Origin of the sequence: Acinetobacter towneri (assembly GCF_017498585.1) — a bacterium.
GTDB classification, from domain to species: Bacteria; Pseudomonadota; Gammaproteobacteria; order Pseudomonadales; family Moraxellaceae; genus Acinetobacter; species Acinetobacter towneri.
Window position 1 is genome coordinate 492571 of sequence record NZ_CP071766.1, and the last position, 23818, is coordinate 516388.

Annotated in this window: 16 protein-coding genes, 2 tRNA genes and 3 rRNA genes; 7 read left to right on the forward strand and 14 right to left on the reverse strand. The window is 42.3% G+C overall.

Annotated features, from left to right (window positions below):
- Positions 1–263: 263 nt before the first annotated feature.
- The 8 genes from J4G44_RS02410 to J4G44_RS02445 form a co-directional block, all read right to left on the reverse strand.
- The gene (locus tag J4G44_RS02410; RefSeq protein WP_180061287.1) at positions 264–1433 is read right to left on the reverse strand and encodes a PQQ-dependent sugar dehydrogenase; all 1170 of its coding nucleotides are present in this window, start codon (positions 1431–1433) and stop codon (positions 264–266) included.
- 191 nt (positions 1434–1624) lie between these two features.
- Entirely contained in the window at positions 1625–2983 is a 1359-nt protein-coding gene (locus tag J4G44_RS02415; RefSeq protein ID WP_004974034.1) for an MFS transporter, read from the reverse strand.
- Between the two features lie 334 nt (positions 2984–3317).
- Positions 3318–3432 (reverse strand): 5S ribosomal RNA (rrf, locus tag J4G44_RS02420).
- A 191-nt stretch (positions 3433–3623) separates the two neighbouring features.
- A 23S ribosomal RNA gene (locus J4G44_RS02425) occupies positions 3624–6514 on the reverse strand.
- 472 nt (positions 6515–6986) lie between these two features.
- A tRNA-Ala gene (locus tag J4G44_RS02430) sits at positions 6987–7062 on the reverse strand.
- Between the two features lie 55 nt (positions 7063–7117).
- Positions 7118–7194 (reverse strand) — tRNA-Ile (locus tag J4G44_RS02435).
- A 59-nt stretch (positions 7195–7253) separates the two neighbouring features.
- Positions 7254–8791 (reverse strand): 16S ribosomal RNA (locus tag J4G44_RS02440).
- The 16S, 23S and 5S rRNA genes sit together here with 2 tRNA genes alongside, the layout of an rRNA operon.
- Before the next feature lie 435 nt (positions 8792–9226).
- Entirely contained in the window at positions 9227–9796 is a 570-nt protein-coding gene (locus J4G44_RS02445; RefSeq protein ID WP_004969822.1) for a peptidylprolyl isomerase, read from the reverse strand.
- Between the two features lie 135 nt (positions 9797–9931).
- Between J4G44_RS02445 and J4G44_RS02450 the strand changes: the two genes are divergently transcribed.
- Positions 9932–10810, forward strand: coding sequence for an IS982-like element ISAba4 family transposase (locus J4G44_RS02450; protein WP_167845722.1), 879 nt, complete (start codon positions 9932–9934; stop codon positions 10808–10810).
- Between the two features lie 87 nt (positions 10811–10897).
- Here J4G44_RS02450 and J4G44_RS02455 read toward each other — a convergent pair whose 3' ends face one another.
- Complete coding sequence (locus tag J4G44_RS02455; protein ID WP_207973805.1) at positions 10898–11959, reverse strand: RNA-guided endonuclease InsQ/TnpB family protein; 1062 nt, start codon at positions 11957–11959, stop codon at positions 10898–10900.
- A gap of 136 nt (positions 11960–12095) precedes the next feature.
- On the opposite strand from J4G44_RS02455, the gene J4G44_RS02460 reads away from it, so the two are divergent.
- Positions 12096–12740: an acetoacetate decarboxylase family protein gene (locus tag J4G44_RS02460; RefSeq protein ID WP_167846493.1), complete on the forward strand. Its 645-nt coding sequence runs from the start codon at positions 12096–12098 to the stop codon at positions 12738–12740.
- Between the two features lie 40 nt (positions 12741–12780).
- On the opposite strand, the gene J4G44_RS02465 is transcribed toward J4G44_RS02460, so the two are convergent.
- Positions 12781–13854 carry an alpha/beta hydrolase gene (locus tag J4G44_RS02465; protein WP_131261892.1) on the reverse strand — a complete coding sequence of 358 codons (1074 nt, stop codon included), beginning with the start codon at positions 13852–13854 and terminating at the stop codon, positions 12781–12783.
- A 220-nt stretch (positions 13855–14074) separates the two neighbouring features.
- Here J4G44_RS02465 and J4G44_RS02470 point away from each other — a divergent pair, with 220 nt between their 5' ends.
- The 5 genes from J4G44_RS02470 (at position 14075) to J4G44_RS02490 (ending at position 19392) form a co-directional block, all read left to right on the forward strand.
- Positions 14075–14542: a hypothetical protein gene (locus J4G44_RS02470; protein WP_131261893.1), complete on the forward strand. Its 468-nt coding sequence runs from the start codon at positions 14075–14077 to the stop codon at positions 14540–14542.
- A 599-nt stretch (positions 14543–15141) separates the two neighbouring features.
- Positions 15142–15681 carry a nucleotide exchange factor GrpE gene (grpE, locus tag J4G44_RS02475; RefSeq protein ID WP_167846429.1) on the forward strand — a complete coding sequence of 180 codons (540 nt, stop codon included), beginning with the start codon at positions 15142–15144 and terminating at the stop codon, positions 15679–15681.
- Positions 15682–15802: 121 nt separating this feature from the next.
- Complete coding sequence (dnaK, locus tag J4G44_RS02480; RefSeq protein ID WP_154321227.1) at positions 15803–17740, forward strand: molecular chaperone DnaK; 1938 nt, start codon at positions 15803–15805, stop codon at positions 17738–17740.
- 219 nt (positions 17741–17959) lie between these two features.
- Positions 17960–18874, forward strand: coding sequence for a matrixin family metalloprotease (locus J4G44_RS02485; RefSeq protein ID WP_180044398.1), 915 nt, complete (start codon positions 17960–17962; stop codon positions 18872–18874).
- Positions 18875–19014: 140 nt separating this feature from the next.
- Positions 19015–19392, forward strand: a complete 378-nt coding sequence (locus tag J4G44_RS02490; RefSeq protein WP_162164695.1) for a hypothetical protein — start codon at positions 19015–19017, stop codon at positions 19390–19392.
- 70 nt (positions 19393–19462) lie between these two features.
- Here J4G44_RS02490 and J4G44_RS02495 read toward each other — a convergent pair whose 3' ends face one another.
- The 4 genes from J4G44_RS02495 to J4G44_RS02510 form a co-directional block, all read right to left on the reverse strand.
- Complete coding sequence (locus J4G44_RS02495; protein ID WP_004969803.1) at positions 19463–20749, reverse strand: lytic murein transglycosylase; 1287 nt, start codon at positions 20747–20749, stop codon at positions 19463–19465.
- A 678-nt stretch (positions 20750–21427) separates the two neighbouring features.
- Positions 21428–22549, reverse strand: coding sequence for a 5-(carboxyamino)imidazole ribonucleotide synthase (locus J4G44_RS02500; protein WP_131261895.1), 1122 nt, complete (start codon positions 22547–22549; stop codon positions 21428–21430).
- Positions 22550–22563: 14 nt separating this feature from the next.
- Positions 22564–23076: a 5-(carboxyamino)imidazole ribonucleotide mutase gene (gene purE / locus J4G44_RS02505; RefSeq protein WP_019836195.1), complete on the reverse strand. Its 513-nt coding sequence runs from the start codon at positions 23074–23076 to the stop codon at positions 22564–22566.
- A gap of 223 nt (positions 23077–23299) precedes the next feature.
- A complete protein-coding gene (locus tag J4G44_RS02510; RefSeq protein ID WP_019836196.1) occupies positions 23300–23641 on the reverse strand; it encodes a DMT family protein in 342 nt (113 codons plus the stop codon).
- Between the last annotated feature and the right edge of the window lie 177 nt (positions 23642–23818).

Here is a 23818-nt window from a genome sequence, read left to right on the forward strand (position 1 = left end):
TTGTACGTTTTAGCTTACATGCACTGCAGAAAATTGACGCTAGGCAAAGATCAGCTTTCATTTTATATTTAACACATACAGAAACAGGATGTTTCTAAAAGCAAGAATAACAATAATAAATAATATAACGGCAGGACGCTGAAAGGTATAACAGGAGTAATACCTAAACATAAATCTGAAAAAGCCCCGACATGATGTTGGGGCTTTTTTCTATTTGTTTTTTGTCCTACTTTGAAATAAGTTTAGACCTGAAGAAATTTATTTTATGGAGCCACCAATTTAAGCAATCTGGCAGATTGACCATCTTCAATCACCCAAATATTGCCATCCTGTGCTTGAAGTACGCCACGAATCCGCTGACCCATCTCGATACGCTGTAACTCCCGAACAGGCTGTGCTTGCGTATCCACCACAATAATTGCTTTTGAAGATAAACCACCAAGAATGGCTTTATGCTTCCAGTGTGGAAATACATCTCCCGTATAAAACATCAAACTTGAGGGAGAGATGACAGGCGTCCAATCCAGCACTGGGGCTGTAAATTCAGGACGAGTCGCATGGTCTGGAATTGGCAAACCATTATAATGATCACCGTTCGACACCAACGGATAGCCATAGTTTTCGCCTTTGGCAATCAGATTCAACTCATCACCCCCTTTAGGTCCCATTTCTGCAACCCAAAGCTGCCCTGTAGAATCGAATGCCATGCCTAAAGGGTTGCGATGCCCCAAACTCCAGACTTGCTTGGCAATCTCTCCATGTGTTTGAAATGGATTGTCTAAAGGTGTTGTACCATCTGTATTTAAACGTAAAATTTTACCTAAATTAGATTTTAAATCCTGAGCAGGTTCAAACTTTTGTCGCTCACCAGAACTTATCCATAATTTGCCATCTGCCCCAAACTTTATACGATGCGCATAATGTCCTTGTCCCGATACTTTCGGCACTTGCTGCCAGATTCTTTGAGTTTCGGTGAGTTTTGGCGTGGGTTTAGCATCTAATACAAGCTTGCCCCGAATCACGACTGCACCGTAACCACCCGCACCCGCTTCGGCATAACTTAAATAAATCTGCTGATTCTGTTTAAAGTCAGGATCTAAAATGACGTCACCCAAACCACCTTGTCCGCCATAGGCGACTTCAGGGATAGCTTGAACATCTAAGCTTTGACCTGTTTTTGGATCAAAAAGTTTTAATTTCCCCGCTTTTTCTGTAATTAATAGGCGTCCATCGGGTAATTCTGCCAATGCCCACGGCTCATTAAAATCTGCAATTGGCTGTATTTGATAGCGTTGTAAATTTTGTGCAGAAGTTGATTTTGACTCTAAAGCAGCCGTGTTCTGTTTCGGCTCAACTTGCGCATTACACCCTGTAGTTAAACCCAATACAACTAGACATATAAATCCATAGTATTGCCGATTTATCTTGAGCATCCTAATTGCTCCTCTATTCATTCAATCTTTGCTTGTGCTAATCAAGACATCATAATCAATGAAATGTACCTCGTGCACAGTAGAAATGTAGCGATACACACTTTCTTACTTAAATCTTCTACAAAGTGAATAGGCAAAAAATTAAGGAGCAATGCTCCTTAATTTCAAAGTCCCAAAACACTAACGATCAATTAACTATAAGATCGGCTGGCTTTTTTAACCACGCTTGGCTCACTCACCACCTGTGATGTACTTTGTAAACGAATCAGTGCTACTGCAATTGCACCAATCACTGCAGGAATCGCCACCGCCAAAAAGTTCATTTTATGTGGTAAATCCATGCCCAAAAGTACGCCAATAATAATAGGGCCTACAATCGCACCGACACGCCCCACCGCAGAAGCACAGCCGATACCTGTAGAACGAATCGTAAGTGGATAATACTGAGCAACAAAGCTATACAATAAAATACTGCTGCCAATGGCAGAAGCACCTGCTAAGCCCACCAATAAATAAATCACAGGCTGTGGTGAATTAAAGCCTAGACCCACTAGAGAGAATGCGCCCAATAAAAACATGCCAATAATCACAGGTTTTAAGTGGAAACGGTCTGCTAAAATCCCGCCACTGATGGTTCCGATCACAGCACCAATGTTCATCGCCATTAAGAACATTAAACTGTTACCCAGCGAATAACCTGCTGCCATCATCAGTTTTGGCAACCAACTGCCCAAAGCATAAACCATCAACAAACACATAAAGAAGCAGCACCAAAACAGCAAAGTACTCATGCCACGGTTATTTTTAAATAAGGCTGCAATTGAGGCATCTGCGGTTTGTACTTCATTTAATACAAATTGTGTTTGTGGGCTGATATTTTCTTGTGGGCTAATTTGCTGGACGATGTGACGCGCTTTTTCATGTTGCTGTTTTTTCACCAAAAAAGTTAAAGATTCTGGTAAGAAAAACCACAATAAAGGCAAAATAAGTAACGGTAATCCCGCAATATAGAACATCACTTCCCAGCCAAAGCTAGGCGTCAACCATGCACCAAGTAAGGCTGCCATAATGCCGCCCACGGCATAGCCGCTGAACATGGTGGTAACTAAGGTACTACGCATTTTTTGTGGTGCATATTCAGAGGTTAAAGCCACGAGGTTAGGCAATACCCCGCCAATCCCTAAACCTGCAATAAAACGTAAAATACCAAACTCTGTTGGGTTGGATGCAAAGCCGCCCCAAAAAGTAAAGCCACTAAATAACGTCACACAAATTAATATGACATTTTTACGGCCAATTTTGTCTGCCAACATGCCAAACAGCATGGCGCCAAACATCATGCCTGCCAGTGCCGTACTCGCAAGCATACCTGCCTGTACAGCCGTCATATTCCATTCTTGCATCAGTAGTGGTAAAGCCACACCGTTAATCGCCAAATCATAACCGTCAAAAATAACGACAAATACGCACCAAAGTACAATTTTTAAATGAAAAGGTTTAAACTTTGCTTGATCCACTACAGCATTCACATTCATTGTTGTTGCTGTCATTTTTCCCTCACCTCCAATTGTGAGCTTTTTATTTTATAAAAAATGAATGGTTATTCACTTTTGTATATAAAATGAATCAATATTCACTTTTTGTCTACAGCAAAAACTTAACTCTGGTTAATTTTCTTAAAAACCTAGACTAAAGTTGTAGATAAATTCGACTAAATAGACTTGCAGTAATTTATGATATTTTGATATATGCTATATTTTTCACATAATTTATTATTGTAAATATATTGTTTTAAACTTCTTTCTTCTACTTTTCTTCTTAATATTTTCCTTTCCGTATAAAAAAGCCCCCTTGACGTTTATGTCAAGGGGGCTTTGAATAATGAGCTGGCGATGACTTACTCTCACATGGGTAACCCCACACTACCATCAGCGCGAAGAGGTTTCACTTCTGAGTTCGGGAAGGGATCAGGTGGTTCACTCTTGCTATGGTCGCCAGCACAACTGTTTACGGAGACTTGCATTGGTCTTATTCACGACTGTGATGCACTGCGTTTTCCGAATCTGTAACAGATTGGGCTGTATTGGGTCTGAATTTTATTGTTTAGCGTTAACTAAATCAAGATCAGTCTGAATTGACTGATTGGATTTGAATCGATTGAGCATACAACCCCAACTGTTTGGGTGTTGTATAGTCAAGCCTCACGAGCAATTAGTATTGGTCAGCTTCACATATCGCTATGCTTCCACATCCAACCTATCAACGTCGTAGTCTTCAACGGCTCTTTAGGAGGCATAAAGCCTCGGGGAAATCTTATCTTGAGGTAGGCTTCCCGCTTAGATGCTTTCAGCGGTTATCCCTTCCGAACATAGCTACCCGGCGATGCGACTGGCGTCACAACCGGTACACCAGAGGTTCGTCCACTCTGGTCCTCTCGTACTAGGAGCAGATCCTCTCAAATTTCCAGCGCCCACGGTAGATAGGGACCGAACTGTCTCACGACGTTCTAAACCCAGCTCGCGTACCTCTTTAAATGGCGAACAGCCATACCCTTGGGACCTGCTTCAGCCCCAGGATGAGATGAGCCGACATCGAGGTGCCAAACACCGCCGTCGATATGAACTCTTGGGCGGTATCAGCCTGTTATCCCCAGAGTACCTTTTATCCGTTGAGCGATGGCCCTTCCATACAGAACCACCGGATCACTAAGACCTACTTTCGTACCTGCTCGACTTGTGGGTCTCGCAGTTAAGCGCGCTTTTGCCTTTATACTCTACGCGTGATTTCCGACCACGCTGAGCGCACCTTCGTACTCCTCCGTTACTCTTTAGGAGGAGACCGCCCCAGTCAAACTACCCACGGACATGGTCCTCGTCCCGGATAACGGGACAGAGTTAGAACCTCAACATTACCAGGGTGGTATTTCAAGGACGGCTCCACTCGGACTAGCGTCCAAGTTTCAAAGCCTCCCACCTATCCTACACAAGTAAGGTCAAAGTTCAATGTCAAGCTGCAGTAAAGGTTCACGGGGTCTTTCCGTCTAGCCGCGGGTACACCGCATCTTCACGGCGAATTCGATTTCACTGAGCCTCTGCTGGAGACAGCGCCGCCATCATTATGCCATTCGTGCAGGTCGGAACTTACCCGACAAGGAATTTCGCTACCTTAGGACCGTTATAGTTACGGCCGCCGTTTACTGGGGCTTCGATCAAGAGCTTCGCTTACGCTAACCCCATCAATTAACCTTCCAGCACCGGGCAGGCATCACACCCTATACGTCCACTTTCGTGTTTGCAGAGTGCTATGTTTTTAATAAACAGTTGCAGCGGCCTGGTTTCTGAGGCTGTCGACAGCTCAAGGAGCGAGTCCTATCACCATCAACAGCGTACCTTCTCCCGAAGTTACGGTACCATTTTGCCTAGTTCCTTCAGCAGAGTTCTCTCAAGCGCTTTGGTCTACTCGACCTGACCACCTGTGTCGGTTTCGGGTACGATTCCAGTGTAACTGAAGCTTAGAGACTTTTCCTGGAAGCAGGGTATCAGCCACTTCACTGTACAAGTACAGCTTGCTATCAGATCTCAGCATAGAGCACCCCGGATTTGCCTAAGATGCATGCCTACTTCCTTTCACCTGGACAACCAACGCCAGGCTGACTTAACCTTCTCCGTCCTCTCATCGCATTACACTGAAGTATTGGAATATTAACCAATTTCCCATCGACTACGCCTCTCGGCCTCGCCTTAGGGGTCGACTCACCCAGCCCCGATTAACGTTGGACTGGAACCCTTGGTCTTTCAGCGAACGGGTTTTTCACCCGTTTTGTCGTTACTCACGTCAGCATTCGCACTTCTGATACCTCCAGCAGACTTCTCAATCCACCTTCTTCGGCTTACAGAACGCTCCCCTACCACGTATACAATGTATACATCCGCAGCTTCGGCACATAGTTTTAGCCCCGTTACATCTTCCGCGCAGGCCGACTCGACTAGTGAGCTATTACGCTTTCTTTAAAGGGTGGCTGCTTCTAAGCCAACCTCCTAGCTGTCTATGCCTTCCCACATCGTTTCCCACTTAACTATGATTTTGGGGCCTTAGCTGGCGGTCTGGATTGTTTTCCTCTTGACTACGGACGTTAGCACCCGCAGTCTGTCTCCCGGATAGTACTCATTGGTATTCGGAGTTTGCATCGGTTTGGTAAGTCGGGATGACCCCCTAGCCGAAACAGTGCTCTACCCCCAATGGTATTCGTCCGAGGCGCTACCTAAATAGCTTTCGGGGAGAACCAGCTATCACCGAGTTTGATTAGCCTTTCACCCCTATCCACAAGTCATCCCCTGGCTTTTCAACGACAGTGGGTTCGGTCCTCCAGTTAGTGTTACCCAACCTTCAACCTGCTCATGGATAGATCACCCGGTTTCGGGTCTATACCCAGCAACTATACGCCCTATTAAGACTCGATTTCTCTACGGCTCCCCTATTCGGTTAACCTTGCTACTGAATATAAGTCGCTGACCCATTATACAAAAGGTACGCAGTCACCACACGAAGTGGCTCCCACTGCTTGTATGCATGCGGTTTCAGGATCTATTTCACTCCCCTCACAGGGGTTCTTTTCGCCTTTCCCTCACGGTACTGGTTCACTATCGGTCAGTCAGGAGTATTTAGCCTTGGAGGATGGTCCCCCCATATTCAGACAAGGTTTCACGTGCCTCGCCCTACTCGTCATCATTATGTGTGCCCTTTCGTGTACAGGACTATCACCCACTATGGTTGCACTTCCCAGAGCATTCCACTAAAACACACATAACTTAATGGGCTTTTCCCCTTTCGCTCGCCGCTACTGAGGGAATCTCAATTGATTTCTTTTCCTACGGGTACTGAGATGTTTCACTTCCCGCGTTCGCTTCGTATGACTATGTATTCATCATACGATACCTACCTTAAGGTAGGTGGGTTTCCCCATTCAGAAATCTCCGGATCAAAGGATATTTGCCGCCTCCCCGGAGCTTTTCGCAGGCTATCACGTCTTTCATCGCCTCTGACTGCCAAGGCATCCACCACATGCACTTAATTACTTGACTATACAACCCCAAACAGTCGTTAATCCCTACAAGTAGGATTAAGACAATTAAATAAATATAAAATATTTATTTAATTCACAGTTTGATGTCTTGTGCACTTAAGCACTGTACAGCTTCAATTAGATTCATATACCAAAACGCTTGATTCAGTTAATTTGCTAGTTCTCATTTCAATTCGTAATTAAACCGTAACACCGAAGCATTACTGTCAATCTTGAATTAAATGAGTTGAACAATTTATTTCAGACTCAATTTTGCCAATCTGTTAATGAATTAATGCGTCTTCGTCAGATCGCACTAAATACTGTGATATTTAAATCACAGAACTTAATAAACCATCAAATCTAATCATTCGATCTTTTATTAAGTTCTGCAATCTTTAGCTTAAAGCTCCAGTATATGTGTGCCTGCGCACAGCATAGCTGTTTGCTTAAATTTTAAGGAAAAACAGTGCTTTTCTGATCTTAAAATTTGGTGGAGACTAGGAGAGTCGAACTCCTGACCTCCTGCGTGCAAAGCAGGCGCTCTACCAACTAAGCTAAGTCCCCAGCTTATCATCTGTGATTCGATGTATCTTCTTCTGCATAATTGCTTCGTCAGTAGTGGTGGGTCTGACAAGACTTGAACTTGTGACCCCACGCTTATCAAGCGTGTGCTCTAACCAACTGAGCTACAGACCCTCAGATACATCAATGAAGAACAACTTGTTGTGGATTCTTACCAATCGTCAATCTTTCGTTAAGGAGGTGATCCAGCCGCAGGTTCCCCTACGGCTACCTTGTTACGACTTCACCCCAGTCATCGGCCACACCGTGGTAAGCGTCCTCCTTGCGGTTAGACTACCTACTTCCGGTGCAACAAACTCCCATGGTGTGACGGGCGGTGTGTACAAGGCCCGGGAACGTATTCACCGCGGCATTCTGATCCGCGATTACTAGCGATTCCGACTTCACGCAGTCGAGTTGCAGACTGCGATCCGGACTACGATCGGCTTTTTGAGATTAGCATCCTCTCGCGAGGTAGCAACCCTTTGTACCGACCATTGTAGCACGTGTGTAGCCCTGGCCGTAAGGGCCATGATGACTTGACGTCGTCCCCGCCTTCCTCCAGTTTGTCACTGGCAGTATCCTTAAAGTTCCCATCCGAAATGCTGGCAAGTAAGGAAAAGGGTTGCGCTCGTTGCGGGACTTAACCCAACATCTCACGACACGAGCTGACGACAGCCATGCAGCACCTGTATGTAGATTCCCGAAGGCACCTTTCCATCTCTCGGAAAGTCTCTACTATGTCAAGGCCAGGTAAGGTTCTTCGCGTTGCATCGAATTAAACCACATGCTCCACCGCTTGTGCGGGCCCCCGTCAATTCATTTGAGTTTTAGTCTTGCGACCGTACTCCCCAGGCGGTCTACTTATCGCGTTAGCTGCGCCACTAAAGGATCAAATCCCCCAACGGCTAGTAGACATCGTTTACGGCATGGACTACCAGGGTATCTAATCCTGTTTGCTCCCCATGCTTTCGCACCTCAGTGTCAGTATTAGGCCAGATGGCTGCCTTCGCCATCGGTATTCCTCCAGATCTCTACGCATTTCACCGCTACACCTGGAATTCTACCATCCTCTCCCATACTCTAGCTAACCAGTATCGAATGCAATTCCCAAGTTAAGCTCGGGGATTTCACATTTGACTTAATTAACCACCTACGCGCGCTTTACGCCCAGTAAATCCGATTAACGCTCGCACCCTCTGTATTACCGCGGCTGCTGGCACAGAGTTAGCGGTGCTTATTCTGTGGGTAACGTCCACTTAGCCCAGGTATTAACCAGGTAAGCCTCCTCCCCACTTAAAGTGCTTTACAACCAAAAGGCCTTCTTCACACACGCGGCATGGCTGGATCAGGGTTCCCCCCATTGTCCAATATTCCCCACTGCTGCCTCCCGTAGGAGTCTGGGCCGTGTCTCAGTCCCAGTGTGGCGGATCATCCTCTCAGACCCGCTACAGATCGTCGCCTTGGTAGGCCTTTACCCCACCAACTAGCTAATCCGACTTAGGCTCATCTATTAGCGCAAGGTCATAAAGAGCCCCTGCTTTCTCCCGTAGGACGTATGCGGTATTAGCATCCCTTTCGGAATGTTGTCCCCCACTAATAGGCAGATTCCTAAGCTTTACTCACCCGTCCGCCGCTAGCTCAGTTACCGAAGCAACCTCGCCCGCTCGACTTGCATGTGTTAAGCCTGCCGCCAGCGTTCAATCTGAGCCATGATCAAACTCTTCAGTTAAAATCATTTTGAAGTTTTAATCTAAACTTCCAAATCTGGCTCATCAATTTTCTGACTTAAATTTCGCTCAAATAAACTTCGAGTAATTTAAACCAATCAATTAATGAAATATTTTCGATCAATCAATCAGTAAAAATCCACACAAGTTGTTCTTCATAATCTCTTAATGATCTCAATTTCTGCCTCGTCAGCAGAAATTTTAACGCAAAACACTTCTAACAACTCAACCTTGTAAGCTAAGTTCGTAGGCTGTTTCGCGTCGGGATGGGTGCATTATAGGGCAATTTCCTACACGTGCAAGTGCTTTTAACTGCTTGTTTTCACGAGTGTTGGATTTTTACGCACTATTTTGGTTCAAAAACACACAAAACTCGCACTAACCCTATAATTTTAAATTAAAAATATGTTTTTCATATTTTTGCAATCTAAATCCGCTTATTTTGTTGGGGCAGCCTCTTTCACTTTCACACTGAGTATTTTTACCGCTTGTTTCGGTACATTTTGATGCATGCCATAGTTGCCTGTTGGTACTTTTACAATTTTATCGACAACATCCATACCTTTAGTGACTTGACCAAATACCGCATAGCCTGCGTTACGTGGACTTCGATTTAAGAAATCGTTATCTACCACATTAATAAAGAATTGGCTGCTGGCAGAATCAGGATGATTCATACGTGCCATCGCCAAGGTACCACGGGTATTTTTCAATCCATTACTTGATTCATTACGAATGGTCGCTTTGGTTGGCTTTTCTTGCATATTGGCATCCATACCACCGCCTTGCACCATAAAGCCTGGGATAACACGATGGAAGATCGTACCGTTATAGAAGTTTGACTTGGCATAGTTTTCAAAGTTCTTTGCAGAAACTGGGGCTTTGTCATTAAACAGTTCGATTTCAATATTGCCCATGCTGGTTGTCATTTCTACCACGGTGTTGGCTGCCATCGTATTGAAGCTGATAAGCATTGCTGCCATGGTAAACACACTTTGTTTTAACATTTGCTGACCAATCCATCTGTGTTGTATTTGCATTGCATCTATATTAACCCGAATTACGGATAAGAAAAGCCCTTGAAAAAAAGGTAGTTAGAGCCATTTAGAAAGTTACGACACAACCCAAAGGCTCTAACTACCATGTACGATTTTACAGAAATTTTTTGTATTGTTGATGATTTTTTCAAAAAATTTGAACCCATCTATTGGCAATTTCTCAAGCAAGAAAACAAACGTCAACGTATCAGACAAGCAACGCTATCTTTATCAGAAATTGTGGCTATCTCCATCTACTATAAAACATCTCAAGTACATAATTTTAAGATGTTTTTTAACTTGCTTTGTCAGTTTGAAAGCAAACTCTTTAAAGACTTGCCTTGTTATAAAAACCTGATTACCCTCATCAATCAGCACCAACTTGCTATTCATGCTTTGCTTTATGCGTTGAGCCAAAAAGATGAAAGTTCATATTTATGGATTGATTCAACACCTTTACCTGTTTGTAAAAATAAAAGAATCCCTAAAGGTCATCATGCTTTAGATGAGATTGCTTCTCGTGGTAAAAGTACGATGGGCTGGTTTTATGGTTGCAAATTACACTTGCTGATGAATCAAGAGGGTGAAATTGTAAATTCAGATTTATCAAACGGACATATTGCTGATCTTAAAAAAGTTGAGGATTTAGTGAATGGCTTATCAGCAACGGTCTATGGTGATAGAGGCTACATTAGCCAACCATTGAAAGAAACACTTAAAGAGCAAGGCATTGATTTAATTACTTATCCAAGAAAAAATATGAGAGTGACCTTATTGCCATTTTCTGATGAATTTCATCTACGACAACGTAAAAGAATTGAAACATTGATAGGATTATTGAAAGAAAAATATCACTTAGTTACGAGTAAACATCGTTCGATTGCTGGTTTTTTAGCAAGCGTATTTTCTTCACTATGTGCGTATCAACTTTGCCAAAAGAATAAGCCTAAAATTCATGTGATTAAATCTTTGGCTTATCCGTAACTGGGGTTATATTAATAAGATTATGCGACTAAATCAGTGGTTATTTTTTATCACGCTGGAAAACTTATGTTTGACATCCTCCCCCCCTTAAAAGAGGGTGATTCCTACAGCTAGACGCTTATGCCCAAGCGCAAGAATGTTTAGAGCTGAGTTTATATCTCGATCATGAGCTGTACCACAGCTCATGCACTCCCATTCTCTTATTCCAAGATCTGTACTACCTTTGGGACTACTTGAGGTGATCTCACCGCAGCACGAACAGATTTGGGTGGTATAGGCTTCTTGGACTTCTTCAAACAATACGCCTGCGTTCTCGCATTTATACTTGAGCATTGTTTTTAGTGCCGAAAATCCTGTATCCAAAACAGATTTTGCCATTTTGGTTTTTACTAATTTTTTAGCACTCAAGTCACCTACAATAATCAATGCATTTTCATTCACAAGCTTGGTGCTTGCTTTATGCAAATGATCTTTTCGACTATTTGCAATCTTGGCGTGTAATGCACGAACACGCTTCTTATTCCTGGCTCTCTGAGCAATACATAATTTCTGCTCATATTTTCGATAGAATTTTGGATTTGAAATTACAGTGCCATCAGAACAGGTGGCAATATCTTTTAAGCCTAGATCAATACCAATCGATTTGGTTGCTGTCGATTTATCTTGCTTAGGCGATTCAACAACAAGACATACATACCAACGCCCACGGCTATCCTCTACAAATGAACCTGTTTTTAACGTGTATTTACTTAAACCGTAGCTATCCCAAAGCTTAAATTGGTGTTTTCCATACTGGACATATCCAGTGGCATATTTGATAGCCACCTTTTTAAAGGGAACCCATCCCAAAGAGCGCCTTGCTGATTTTTTATTGCTGATACGCCATTTCAGCTTTGCCTTTTTAAATTGCTTTCTTCGGGTGACTAATTCTTCAGTTACAGCCTGAATGGTTTGACTATGTAAATTACATTCTTTGGATGTGCCTTTCGTATATTTGGCAATATCAAAAGCAGAGAGAAATTCACCTTTCCGCTTCAAATGCCTAAACCCTAAATCATTGACATAATTCCAGACGAAGTTCACTTCTGATGCTAGTTGGTCTAACACCTTGCAATGTTTGTCTTTTATACGTAATTTAAGGGTTTTCATGTACTTATATTAACAATCAAAACTCAAGGAAAATAGCCCTTAGTTAAATCAAACGACACTTCATGTCGTGTCGCTTATATCTCTGACCTGAAGGACTGAGTTTTACGCTCCATTTGATAAAAATAATTCAGATCAGATCCGACTGTGTCCAGCACCTTGGCAACTTCAAGGTGAAGCCTATATTTTAAATTATTGGCTCAGCCCGCATTTTTTAAATCTGGCACAGCCTTTTGGCTTAGCACCTTCTTTTTTAGGGCGTCTTGTTCAAGTCATGTGGGTACGTTATAACGCTAGCCCCATTGGCGCTTATGATGAGCTGCTGATTTTAGATCATCCTCTATTTAGGCAGCGTCGTTTATCTACCATTCCTAAAATTTTTGTTTCAACTGAGTCTTCTGTGCAACACGGACAACAGCTTTGGGGTATTCCGAAAGAACTGGCAAGCTTTGATTGGGATATTCAAGATCGACAGATGAGTTGCAAAATACAACACGCAGATTTGCAATTCGCCATTCAACTTGAAAAATGCAATACGCAACGTAGCTTTATTGATAGTCATTACATCCCTGCTGCGCTTTTAAAAATTCAGCAAACATGGCAAGGGAAATCTTATCAATTTAATCCTTCTTTTCGCGGCAGATTAATCCCACTCAAACATGCGTCTTGGCAATCGAATCCAAGTTTGTTTCCTGATTTTAATCAGGCACGCTTCATCAATGGTTTTTACGTGCCTGAGTTCGAACTGACTTTTCCAGAAGCCGAAATCTCTACTCTGGTTTAACCGTTCCACGTGAAACAGATTAACAAAGACAACCCAAGGTTTAGCTACGTGGTCGATCCCAAAATTTTCTAAAGTTTTTACACATTTCAATGCTGATTTTTTTGGCGCGACGCGACACAAAGGTCATGCTAATAAAACCATGTGTTTGATCTAAATATTCTACATATTTTACCGTGACAGCATGTTGACGTAATTTATGTGCATAAATTTCAGCTTCATCATGCAAAACGTCATGCCCTGCTGTGACCACAAAGGCAGGCGCTAGTTTTTTCAATTTGCCAAAAGTTGGCGAAATGATTGGATCATCCAAAGCGACCTGATGCTGTGTGACATAGTGCTGGGTGACAAAATCAATATCTTGTCCCGTCAACACCAAACCATCTTTATAAGCAAAGAATGAAGGATGGCGACTCTTAAAATCTAAGGCTGGATAAATTAAAAATTGTGCGTCAGGTGCATAGGCTGAATGAGCACTACGCTGTGCAACCACCGCTGCAATATTACCACCCGCACTATCGCCTGCCACCGCTATGCGATTTTTTAAAATTTTCATTTCTCGACGATGTTGATATGCCCATGCCAAAGCATCTTCACAGACTTGAATAATCTGCTGTGGACTAGCTTCAGGCGCGAGTGGATATTCCACACTCAACACTTGTGCATGGGCATGTACCGCCATTAAGCGGCAAAATTCGTCATGACTGTCTAAACCACCCACCACAAAACCACCACCATGATAAAACACGATTAAAGGCAATTTTTTATGTGGTGCAGGATGATAATAACGCGCTGCGATATTGCCACTGGCTAAGTTTAAACGGATTTCTTCAACTCGTTTGACCGCAGTTGGAGTGCTCAGAATAGATTGCATTTGTCGATCAAATGCCTGTCTAGACTGTACAGGGTCAGCACCAATAAAACCAATTTTCCCTTGTTTTAATTGTGCCGCCATCATGCATTTAATAAATGGATCAAGGTCTGGATAATGATACGGATAACCCAAAGCTTGAGCCAAAGTATGATGTACTCGACTTGGTAACTTATTTAATGCACGTGCAGCAGCACCTTGTCCTTTGTGCAATTTATTTTTGAGAGATGAATTCAAAATTTGCATGCCTGTTCCTTTTTATATGTCTGCATGATTTGCCTAAACGCTTCATAATTTCTTCATGATCAACAGCACAGTGACCATTTTGTTATACAAGTGCTTCAATCGTTATACACATTCAAATTACCTATACGCTACCCTGCTTTTATGACGCTGTCATTGACACTATTGCAGTCTATGTTTGATGTTTCAGACAAATTCACCTCATCAGCTCAGGAGGCAGAGCATGACTAAAAAATTAATCTTACTTTCATGTGCGACTGCTTTTTTAGCCGTAGGTTGCGTAGTCGTGCCTGACGAAGGTTACTACGATGGACGATATGAGCCACGCTATGATGATGATCATCGACGTTATGACAATGATCGGCAGCGTTGGGAATATCAACAAGGTAAAAATCGGGTTGAGTTAGAGCGTCGTAAACGTGAACTAGAACGTCGTGAATGGGAACAAAAACGACAACAGCAATTACAGCAACAACGCTATGAACAAGAGCGACAACGTTTAGCAGAGCAGCGTAAACGCTTATCGGAACAGCAGCGTAAACAGCTTGAGCAAAAGCGTAAGCAGCAAATTGAAGCTGAACAAAAAAAGCGTGAGGAAGCACGTAAACGCTGGCAACAACAACGTGATGCACAACAAAAGCGCTGGCAGGAAAACCGTAAAGACCGTGAACAACGACGTGATCGTGATTGAGTCTTGCAGCAAAGCAAAACAAATGAGGTAAAAAAAGGGCTTATTCAGAAGTTAGATAAGCCCCGAAAACACATTTAGCAATACACAAGAAACTACAGCGATATAGCATCTATGCGCAAAGAATAAGCAGTGTTAGGTTTTGTGTAAAATATATAATTACTCTCGATTAAGCTGTTTTAGCGATTAATCAACCAAAACTTAAAAACTCTAATCATACGCATGCACAATATAGTGAACAAACACCCAGTCGAATCCTGTTGATAAAACAGTGTTTTTAGCTATCTCCGTAATAAAAGCACTGGTTTAGCTGAATAATCAGCTCCCTATTACCATACTTTTTTAAACAAAAAAATATTATAAGTTTCAAAGTTTAATTTGCTTCATTCATCCGCCGACATCTTGATTCAAAATGTATTTTTTTGACCAAATTTCATGGCAATGAAAATTAATCTACTGGCACGCTTGAATTTTGCCTGCCCTGCCCCGATTTCTTAGCTAATTACGAACTTCTCTAACCATGGCAGTTCAGCAATAACGCAGTTAGCACTGACGCCAAAGGACTGTACATGTTTAAAAACCCATTTAAACGGAGTAAATCAATGGCAACTGAGCAGAACGAACAAACTCAAGACCTTGAGCTAGAGCAGACGGAACAACAAACAGCGCAAGATACTGAGCAAGCAGAAGTTTCCGTTGAGTCTTTACAAGAACAACTGAGCAAACTTGAAGAAAACCTAAAATTGGAAAAAGCACGTACTGCCAATGCAGTTTACGAAGCGGAAAAAACCAAAGAGCGTTTAGAACGTGAAGCAGATACAGCTAAAAAGTTTGCTTTAGAAAAGTTTGCTAAAGAATTATTGGATTCTGTAGACAACCTTGAGCGTGCTATTGCCGCCAATGGTGATGAAAAAACTGCCTTGTCTGAAGGTGTGGAACTGACCTTGAAATCATTACTGACCACTTTAGAAAAGTTTGGTGTGGTGGTGATTGATACAGCCAATGGTTTCAATGCAGACCTGCATCAAGCCGTAGGGATTGATCCAAATGCAAAAGCCAATGAAATTGGCAACGTATTACAAAAAGGCTACACCTTACATGGTCGCTTACTCCGCCCTGCAATGGTGATGGTTGGCGCTTAAGCCTTATAAAATCGAGAGTTGATAAAAAATTTTCATCTAAACAACTTGAAAAATTTTGATTGGCTCTCATATCGAATAACAAGTGAAAACATTGCAAAAGAATTTTTGAGGAAACATCCAAATGGCTAAAATCATTGGTATTGACTTAGGTACAACTAACTCATGTGTAGCGGTACTTGAAGGCGACAAAGTTAAAGTAATTGAAAACGCAGAAGGCGCACGTACAACTCCATCTATTATTGCTTATAAAGATGGCGAAATTCTTGTAGGTCAATCTGCAAAGCGTCAGGCTGTAACTAACCCGAAAAACACATTATTCGCAATTAAGCGTTTGATTGGTCGTCGTTATGAAGACCAAGCGGTACAAAAAGACATTGGTCTTGTGCCTTACAAAATCATCAAAGCAGACAATGGCGATGCTTGGGTTGAAGTGAATGACAAGAAACTTGCACCACAGCAAATTTCTGCAGAAACTTTGAAAAAGATGAAAAAGACTGCCGAAGATTATTTGGGCGAAACAGTTACTGAAGCCGTGATTACTGTACCTGCGTACTTTAACGATGCACAGCGCCAAGCAACCAAAGATGCGGGTAAAATTGCAGGCTTAGAAGTTAAACGTATCATCAACGAACCAACTGCTGCTGCGCTTGCATTTGGTATGGACAAGAAAGAAGGCGACCGTAAAGTTGCTGTATATGACTTGGGTGGTGGTACTTTTGACGTATCGATCATTGAAATTGCAGACCTTGATGGCGACCAACAAATTGAAGTGTTATCAACCAACGGTGATACCTTCCTTGGTGGTGAAGACTTTGACAATGCCTTGATCGAATACTTGGTTGAAGAGTTCAAAAAAGAGCAAAACTTCAACTTGAAACAAGATCCATTGGCATTACAACGTCTGAAAGAAGCGGCTGAGAAAGCAAAAATCGAGCTTTCATCTTCAAATGCGACTGAAATCAACTTGCCATATATCACTGCAGACGCAACAGGTCCGAAGCACTTGGTGATGAACGTGACTCGCGCCAAACTTGAAGGTTTGGTTGCTGATTTAGTCGCTCGTACCATTGAGCCATGTAAAGTTGCGCTACAAGATGCAGGACTTTCAACTTCTGACATCTCTGACGTGATTTTGGTGGGTGGTCAATCACGTATGCCACTTGTACAACAAAAAGTACAAGAATTCTTTGGCAAAGAGCCACGTAAAGACGTAAACCCAGACGAAGCTGTTGCAATTGGTGCAGCAATTCAGGGTGCCGTATTGTCTGGTGACAAAACTGACGTATTGCTTCTAGACGTAACTCCGTTAACGCTTGGTATTGAAACTATGGGTGGCGTGTTGACGCCAATCATTGAGAAAAACACCACGATTCCTGCGAAGAAATCTCAAGTGTTCTCAACAGCGGCAGACAACCAGCCTGCAGTAGACATTTCAGTTTACCAAGGTGAGCGTAAAATGGCTCAACAAAACAAATTGTTGGGTAACTTCCAATTAGGTGACATTCCACCAGCGCCACGCGGTGTGCCACAAATTGAAGTTTCGTTCGACATTAACGCTGACGGTATCTTGAAAGTGTCTGCAAAAGACAAGAGCACAGGCAAAGAACAATCGATTCAAATTAAAGCAAACTCTGGTTTGAGCGATGCTGAAATTGAAGCGATGATTAAAGATGCTGAAGCAAATGCTGAAGAAGACCGTAAGTTTGAAGAACTTGCAAAAGCACGTAACGAAGCGGATGCTTTAGTTTCTTCTGCTCAAAAAGCAGTAAAAGACCTTGGTGAACAAGTGACTGCCGATGAAAAAACTGCGATTGAAACTGCAGTCACTGAGCTTGAAGCGACAACCAAAGAAAATGATGTAGATGCAATCAAAGCAAAAACTGAAGCATTGCAAAACATCATCATGCCAATTACGCAACGTGCGTATGAAGCTGCACAAGGTCAAGGCGGTGCACAAGGTTTCGACCCAAATGCATTTGGCGGTGACGCAGGTCAACAAAAAGCCGATGATGGCGTTGTGGATGCTGAATTCACTGAAGTCAAAGATGATAAAAAATAATTTGTCGCTTTAACGCACATCAAAAACCGCGCTGCAAGCAATTGCAGCGCGGTTTTTCTTTTCGATATCCATACACTGACTTCAAGATTTAAATGAAAGAGCACAGACAATTGGACGCTCAACCGAGTACAATAGATAAAATGATGCTCTAACTGCAAATAGATTGAGTTTCTGCCCTACTTTCGGCTACAGTAAACCCAAAAAAGGATGCCGCTAGCAATGCGTTTGTTTCTATTGGGTGCAATCATACTGTTTTCTATCTTGCTGATTTATCAAAATATTCAACATCCGCACACACGGCACAATACTGCACTAAATCGTTTACAATATCCTTTAGATACTCGCCTACGTTATCGTATTGCTGAAGTCGACCCGCGTTTTGGCTTAAGCCATGCCGATTTACTGCAACTGAGTCAGGAAGCCACCTATATTTGGAAACAAGGAACGGGACAAGATTATTTTGTATATGACCCGAACGCCAAGCTCGCCATTCACTTGATTTATGATCAACGTCAAGATGAATCAAACCAACGCCAACAACAACTTACAGCCATTGAACAACGCCAACAACACTGGAACAATCAAAACCAAAATATTCAAGCACTAAAACAAGAAATTGCAGATAAAAATCAACAACTTGATGCAAAAAAAATGCTATTTGAACAACAACTTGAACAATACAATCGTCAAGTACAGCAAATTAACCAAAGTGGTGGGCTACATCCTTCGCAACAGGAAATTTTTGCAGCCAAAAAACAAGAAATCCAGCAACACATGTGGAGTTTAGAACACGAAATAGCGCAATTTAATCAGCAAATTAACCAGCTCAATCAACAAGTCGATGCCCTCAATCAACTTAATCAAGACATTGATGTATCCATCCAGCAATTTAATGCACGTTTTCAACCACGTTTATTTGATAAAGGCAGCTTTGATGGTCAGGCCATTCGGATTTATGAGTTTCAATCTAAAGATGATTTACGTCTAACTTTGGCGCATGAATTTGGTCATGCTTTGGGTTTAGCACACCATAACGACCCTTATGCCTTAATGTATCCAATGCTAAAAGATCAGCAGTTGCAGAATTTCCAACTGCGCCCTGCCGATCTCGATTTACTCCATGCACGGCATTGAGCAATCTGGCAAACTGAAGTGACTAAAACACAAAACTCCCCTCACCCTGTACGATAGTTGCATATCCATTACACGTGCAAAGGCAGCAAATTTACTCATTTCATGTTATTGTGAAGGCTCTGTATAACCCTGAACGATCTGTGGAGATTCATGTGAGTTACTACCATATCCTGATTGAAGTAAATGACCACATCAGCACGATTGAACAAAGCCGTGATATCGAAATTTTTGATATTGTTGAGCTTCAACCTTGTCTCCACTCGATTTTATTGCCGTATTTTAATGAGCAAGTGATTGAACTTGAAGATGAAAATATTGAATACAAAGATATTTTGCATCTTGAGGTTAGACAGACCTTATTACCAATTGAACACCTGATTGAAGAAGAACAGCGTTTGCTGCCAAGTGATACCGACATCACCATTTCAGCTTATGAAATTTTTAATAACAAAGAATTAAGCCAAGATGTCACGACTGTGATTTTTGATTTGCTTGAAGCAGTGAAAATTGAACCTTAATCCCCTATTTTAAGACAAAAATTAAAAAGGTCTGCACATTTGCAGACCTTTTTAATGCAATCACAACAACTTATTGCATCATTTGTTTGGCCGCTTCATTACGAAACGCTCTTAAAATTTGCTGCCCTGCCCGACCTGTTGCAGCCAAGCCGAGTCGAGTCTGTTCCTGACGAATCGCTTGACGGGTTTTGTCGCCAATTAAACCATCCACTTCACCAATGTCATAACCACGGCTTAACAAAAAGCGTTGAATTTCACGGCGTTCTGCGCGGGATGTACCTGCATCATCGGTTGGCCAAGCGGTGCGGAATGCAGACTGCCCCATTAAACGATCTGATAAATGCGCAATCGCTAAGGCATAACTTTCTGCTGCGTTATAGCTATAAATGGCATCGAAGTTTCTAAACACTAAGAATACAGGGCCATTCGCACCTGCAGGTGCCATCAAGCCTGCCTGACTACTGCCCGATAAATTGCCCTGAATTAATGCCGAACCATCTGCACGAGTCAACCCACGATTAACCCAACTGCTGAGGGATTTTTTATTGCGTCGCCCTTCACCACTCAAAGACATGCCTGCAGGCACTTTGACTTCAAAGCCCCACGGCTGCCCTGTTTGCCAGCCGCGACGTTTTAAAAAGTTAGCGGTGGAAGCCAAAGCATCTGGAATACTAGATACTAAGTCACGGCGACCATCACCATCAAAATCGACCGCCAACTCATCATAGGTCGATGGCATAAACTGAGTATGCCCAAACGCCCCTGCCCATGAGCCTTTTAATTGTGATTCAGTGACATCACCACGTTGCAATAAACGCATGGTGGTAAAAAACTCACCTCGGAAATAGCTTTGACGGCGTCCTTCACAGCTCAAGGTACCTAGCGCTTGCAATAATGGATAGGATCCTGAAATCGCACCAAAGTTACTTTCTACACCCCAAACCGCCACTACGGTTTCTGCAGGTACGCCATAGGCTGCTGCAACACGATTGAGCACATCACGGTGCTGTGCCAATTTCTGCTGTCCTGCCTGCACGCGCTCATCATCGACCAAGCCTGAGAGATAATCCCAGATTGGCGTAGAAAATTCAGGTTGGTAATTTAAACGCTCAATGACGGAATAATCTGGGCTGAGATTTTGAGTATAGCGATCATAACTGCTGCCACTCACCCCTTTGGCAATGGCTTGGCTGCGTAAATTGGCCAAACAACTTTGAAAATGGTTTTGTGGTTGAAAATTTGCAGATGTACTGACCGTTGGTGTTACGGTGACAGATTTTCCATTGATAATCAGTTCTGCCTGAACCTGAGTAGCTGCCATTGCAGCTGTCGCAAAAATCACAGCGAAACGATGCATAATACCCTTTGATGTGTTTTGAATTTAAATCTTGGCTTTACCATAACACCTTCAGCCACAGAGATCAGATGAAAATCTGTAACTTTAAATTCATTTACACAGTTTTAAATTCATTTTCTCGTTTTAAATTTAAAACACTTATCCACAAGTACAGCATCTCACATTTTTAAATTCAAAATCACAACACATGATAAGACTTTTAAATTTAAAAGTTTAAATTCAAATTAAACCAACCCAAGTTACCCACAAAACACGACATTCACTGCATATTTACGATGTATTACTTTGAATTTAAAAGTAGCTTTTTAAATTTAAAGATCAAAAGAGCCGCTACTTTATTTAAATTCAAAACTGCAGATCTATCTTTAAATTCATTTCTGATATTTAAATTCAAAGTTGAAGCATCGCTTTAAATTTAAAACGCGCTATTTGAATTTAAAGTTTTGAATTCATAATTATCATCTGTTTCCCATCAGACTTGTGCGCATTTTTATTTTAAGTATTGCTTTGCTACGGTGATGGTTGCTTATTCAGCCTGATCTATCTTAATCAACCTAAAATTACAGCGTCAATCCTAGACAGATTAACGGTAGAACACCTTAAAAATGGGCAGAATAAAAAATGTGAGAGCATAAAAAAGCGCTCATCGTGATGAGCGCTTTGGCGTCATTTTTAAATTTACAAGCTCATATCAGCACTGAGCGCCAATGGATTTGGCAAAATTTTTGCCAATTGGCGGCATAAATCTGTCAACTCAGCAGCATCATTCGGCATTAAAGTAATATGCCCAATTTTACGACCTTCACGCTCAGTTTTATTGTACAAATGCAAATGTGCGCCATTCAATGCCAACACATCTTCAGTTTTGGGATGCTGACCAATAATATTGACCATCACCGTTGGACGTACCACTTCAGTTGAGCCTAACGGTAAACCTGCTACAGCACGAATATGGTTCTCAAACTGCGAACACACCGCGCCTTCAATTGACCAGTGACCTGAGTTATGCACACGAGGTGCCATCTCGTTGGCATACAAGCCCTTGTCAGTGACAAATAGCTCTAACGTCAACACACCTACATAATTCAAGTGATTGAGCAGGCGAGTGATATAGTCTTGTGCCGCAGGCTGCAAGTCAGCGCTGTTTGGTGCAGGGACAATCGAATGCGACAAAATACCGTTGTGATGATGGTTTTCTGCCAATGGCCAAGTTTTTACTTCACCATTTTGACCACGCACCGCAATAATAGATACTTCACGTGAAAAAGTAACAAAACTTTCTGCGATCAAGCTGCCTGCAGGGCCAAGTTCTGCCCATGCTTGTTCAATCTGATCTGCACTGCGCAAGACAAACTGACCTTTGCCATCATAGCCGCCTGTTGCGGTTTTTAGCACAATTGGCAGACCAAGTTCAGCTACAGCAGCCTGTAAACTTTCCAGCGAGTTGACCGCTTTATACGGCGCAACAGGAATCGCCAATTCATCAAATAAGCCTTTTTCCAGCAAGCGGTTTTGGGCAATTGCCAAAGCCTGACGTGGTGGATGCAAGTCTTTGTGCTTAATCAATACATCAACATCAGCCAACGGAGTATTTTCAAACTCAAGGCTGAATACATCGGCACTGTGTATAAAATCTTGTAGGCTATTTTCGCTTTTGCTGGCAAAAACCTGACCCAAGGTTGCCGCTGGGCAATCTGGACTGGCTTCAAAAAAGGTACATTGAATATTTAAGGGTAAAGCCGCTTGTGCCATCATGCGACCCAATTGACCGCCACCAAAAATACCGATGGTCTTATCCATAGTAATTGTCCCGCTTAAGCCTGACCTGGAATATTGTTGCTTGAAACTTTCTCAGTTTGCGCGGCACGGAAATTGGCAACATTTTGTGCAATTTCTGGACGGGTTAAACCTAAAATTTGGGCTGCCATAATTGCCGCATTGGTTGCTCCCGCAGGACCAATCGCCAATGTACCTACGGCAATACCTGCAGGCATTTGCACAATTGAAAGTAATGAATCGACACCATTTAAAATTGAAGATTTCACTGGCACACCCAAAACAGGTAAATCAGTTTTAGCTGCACACATACCTGGTAAGTGTGCGGCACCACCAGCGCCTGCAATAATCACCTGAATGCCACGATCACGCGCTTGTTCAGCATATTCAAATAAGCGATCTGGGGTACGGTGTGCAGAAACGACTTCCGCTTCAAATGGGACACCAAGCTGCTTCAGCATATTGGCAGTGTGTTCGAGAGTTGCCCAATCCGATTGAGAACCCATGATAATTCCAACGAGAGGAGCGTCTTGTGCAGCGGCCGCGTTCATTACAAATATTCCAGAAACGAAACTAAGGAAAGAGAAATTCAGGCGAGAAAGCCAAGCTTGAATAAGAACTCCACATTATAGACTGATTTTTCGACTTGTTAAAATTGAACACGGCGACTCAACCGACTTTTTTGATTATTTTTATCGGGTTATTTTAAAGAATTGAAAACAGTTAAACAAAATAGGTGAACCTAAAGCTATTCAAGCGAGCTAAAACTCGTCTTTAAGGCGCACGAAATACAAAATACACGCAACCACATAAACATAAGGCTGCCCATAAATAATCCAGTTTAAAAGGTTGCTTAAACAGAAAAATCATAAACGGGACAAACACCAATAAAGTCACAACTTCTTGGGTAATTTTCATTTGACCTACCGCCCAGCCATGCTGCGCCAGCAAACGGGTAGCAGGAATCATCAAACTGTATTCAAATAGGGCGATCACCCAACTGAATAAAATTGCCTGCCACAGCGGAGCATCATGTGGTAAAAACTTGAGATGACCATACCACGCCAAGGTCATAAAACAGTTTGCAATCACCAAAAGTAAAAGTGCTGAAGACATTGTGTCGTACTATCTTAAAAATTCAGTTTTATTTTACGAGCTATTTGCCATAAAAAATGCAAGAGCAGCAATTTTTTACATCCTTTGGCGCAGATTCAGCTCAGAAAAATCCCTGAAATGAGATACAAGAATCACTATCTTTTCGCCAAAACCCTTGCTATCGTTGCTTCAAATCAA

Coding starts and splice junctions, on each gene's coding strand:
- J4G44_RS02410 (WP_180061287.1), bottom strand. CDS start 1,433: ATGCTCAAGATAAATCGGCAATACTATGGATTTATATGTCTAGTTGTA.
- J4G44_RS02415 (WP_004974034.1), bottom strand. CDS start 2,983: ATGACAGCAACAACAATGAATGTGAATGCTGTAGTGGATCAAGCAAAG.
- J4G44_RS02445 (WP_004969822.1), bottom strand. CDS start 9,796: ATGTTAAAACAAAGTGTGTTTACCATGGCAGCAATGCTTATCAGCTTC.
- J4G44_RS02450 (WP_167845722.1), top strand. CDS start 9,932: ATGTACGATTTTACAGAAATTTTTTGTATTGTTGATGATTTTTTCAAA.
- J4G44_RS02455 (WP_207973805.1), bottom strand. CDS start 11,959: ATGAAAACCCTTAAATTACGTATAAAAGACAAACATTGCAAGGTGTTA.
- J4G44_RS02465 (WP_131261892.1), bottom strand. CDS start 13,854: ATGCAAATTTTGAATTCATCTCTCAAAAATAAATTGCACAAAGGACAA.
- J4G44_RS02470 (WP_131261893.1), top strand. CDS start 14,075: ATGACTAAAAAATTAATCTTACTTTCATGTGCGACTGCTTTTTTAGCC.
- grpE (WP_167846429.1), top strand. CDS start 15,142: ATGGCAACTGAGCAGAACGAACAAACTCAAGACCTTGAGCTAGAGCAG.
- dnaK (WP_154321227.1), top strand. CDS start 15,803: ATGGCTAAAATCATTGGTATTGACTTAGGTACAACTAACTCATGTGTA.
- J4G44_RS02485 (WP_180044398.1), top strand. CDS start 17,960: ATGCGTTTGTTTCTATTGGGTGCAATCATACTGTTTTCTATCTTGCTG.
- J4G44_RS02495 (WP_004969803.1), bottom strand. CDS start 20,749: ATGCATCGTTTCGCTGTGATTTTTGCGACAGCTGCAATGGCAGCTACT.
- J4G44_RS02500 (WP_131261895.1), bottom strand. CDS start 22,549: ATGGATAAGACCATCGGTATTTTTGGTGGCGGTCAATTGGGTCGCATG.
- purE (WP_019836195.1), bottom strand. CDS start 23,076: ATGAACGCGGCCGCTGCACAAGACGCTCCTCTCGTTGGAATTATCATG.
- J4G44_RS02510 (WP_019836196.1), bottom strand. CDS start 23,641: ATGTCTTCAGCACTTTTACTTTTGGTGATTGCAAACTGTTTTATGACC.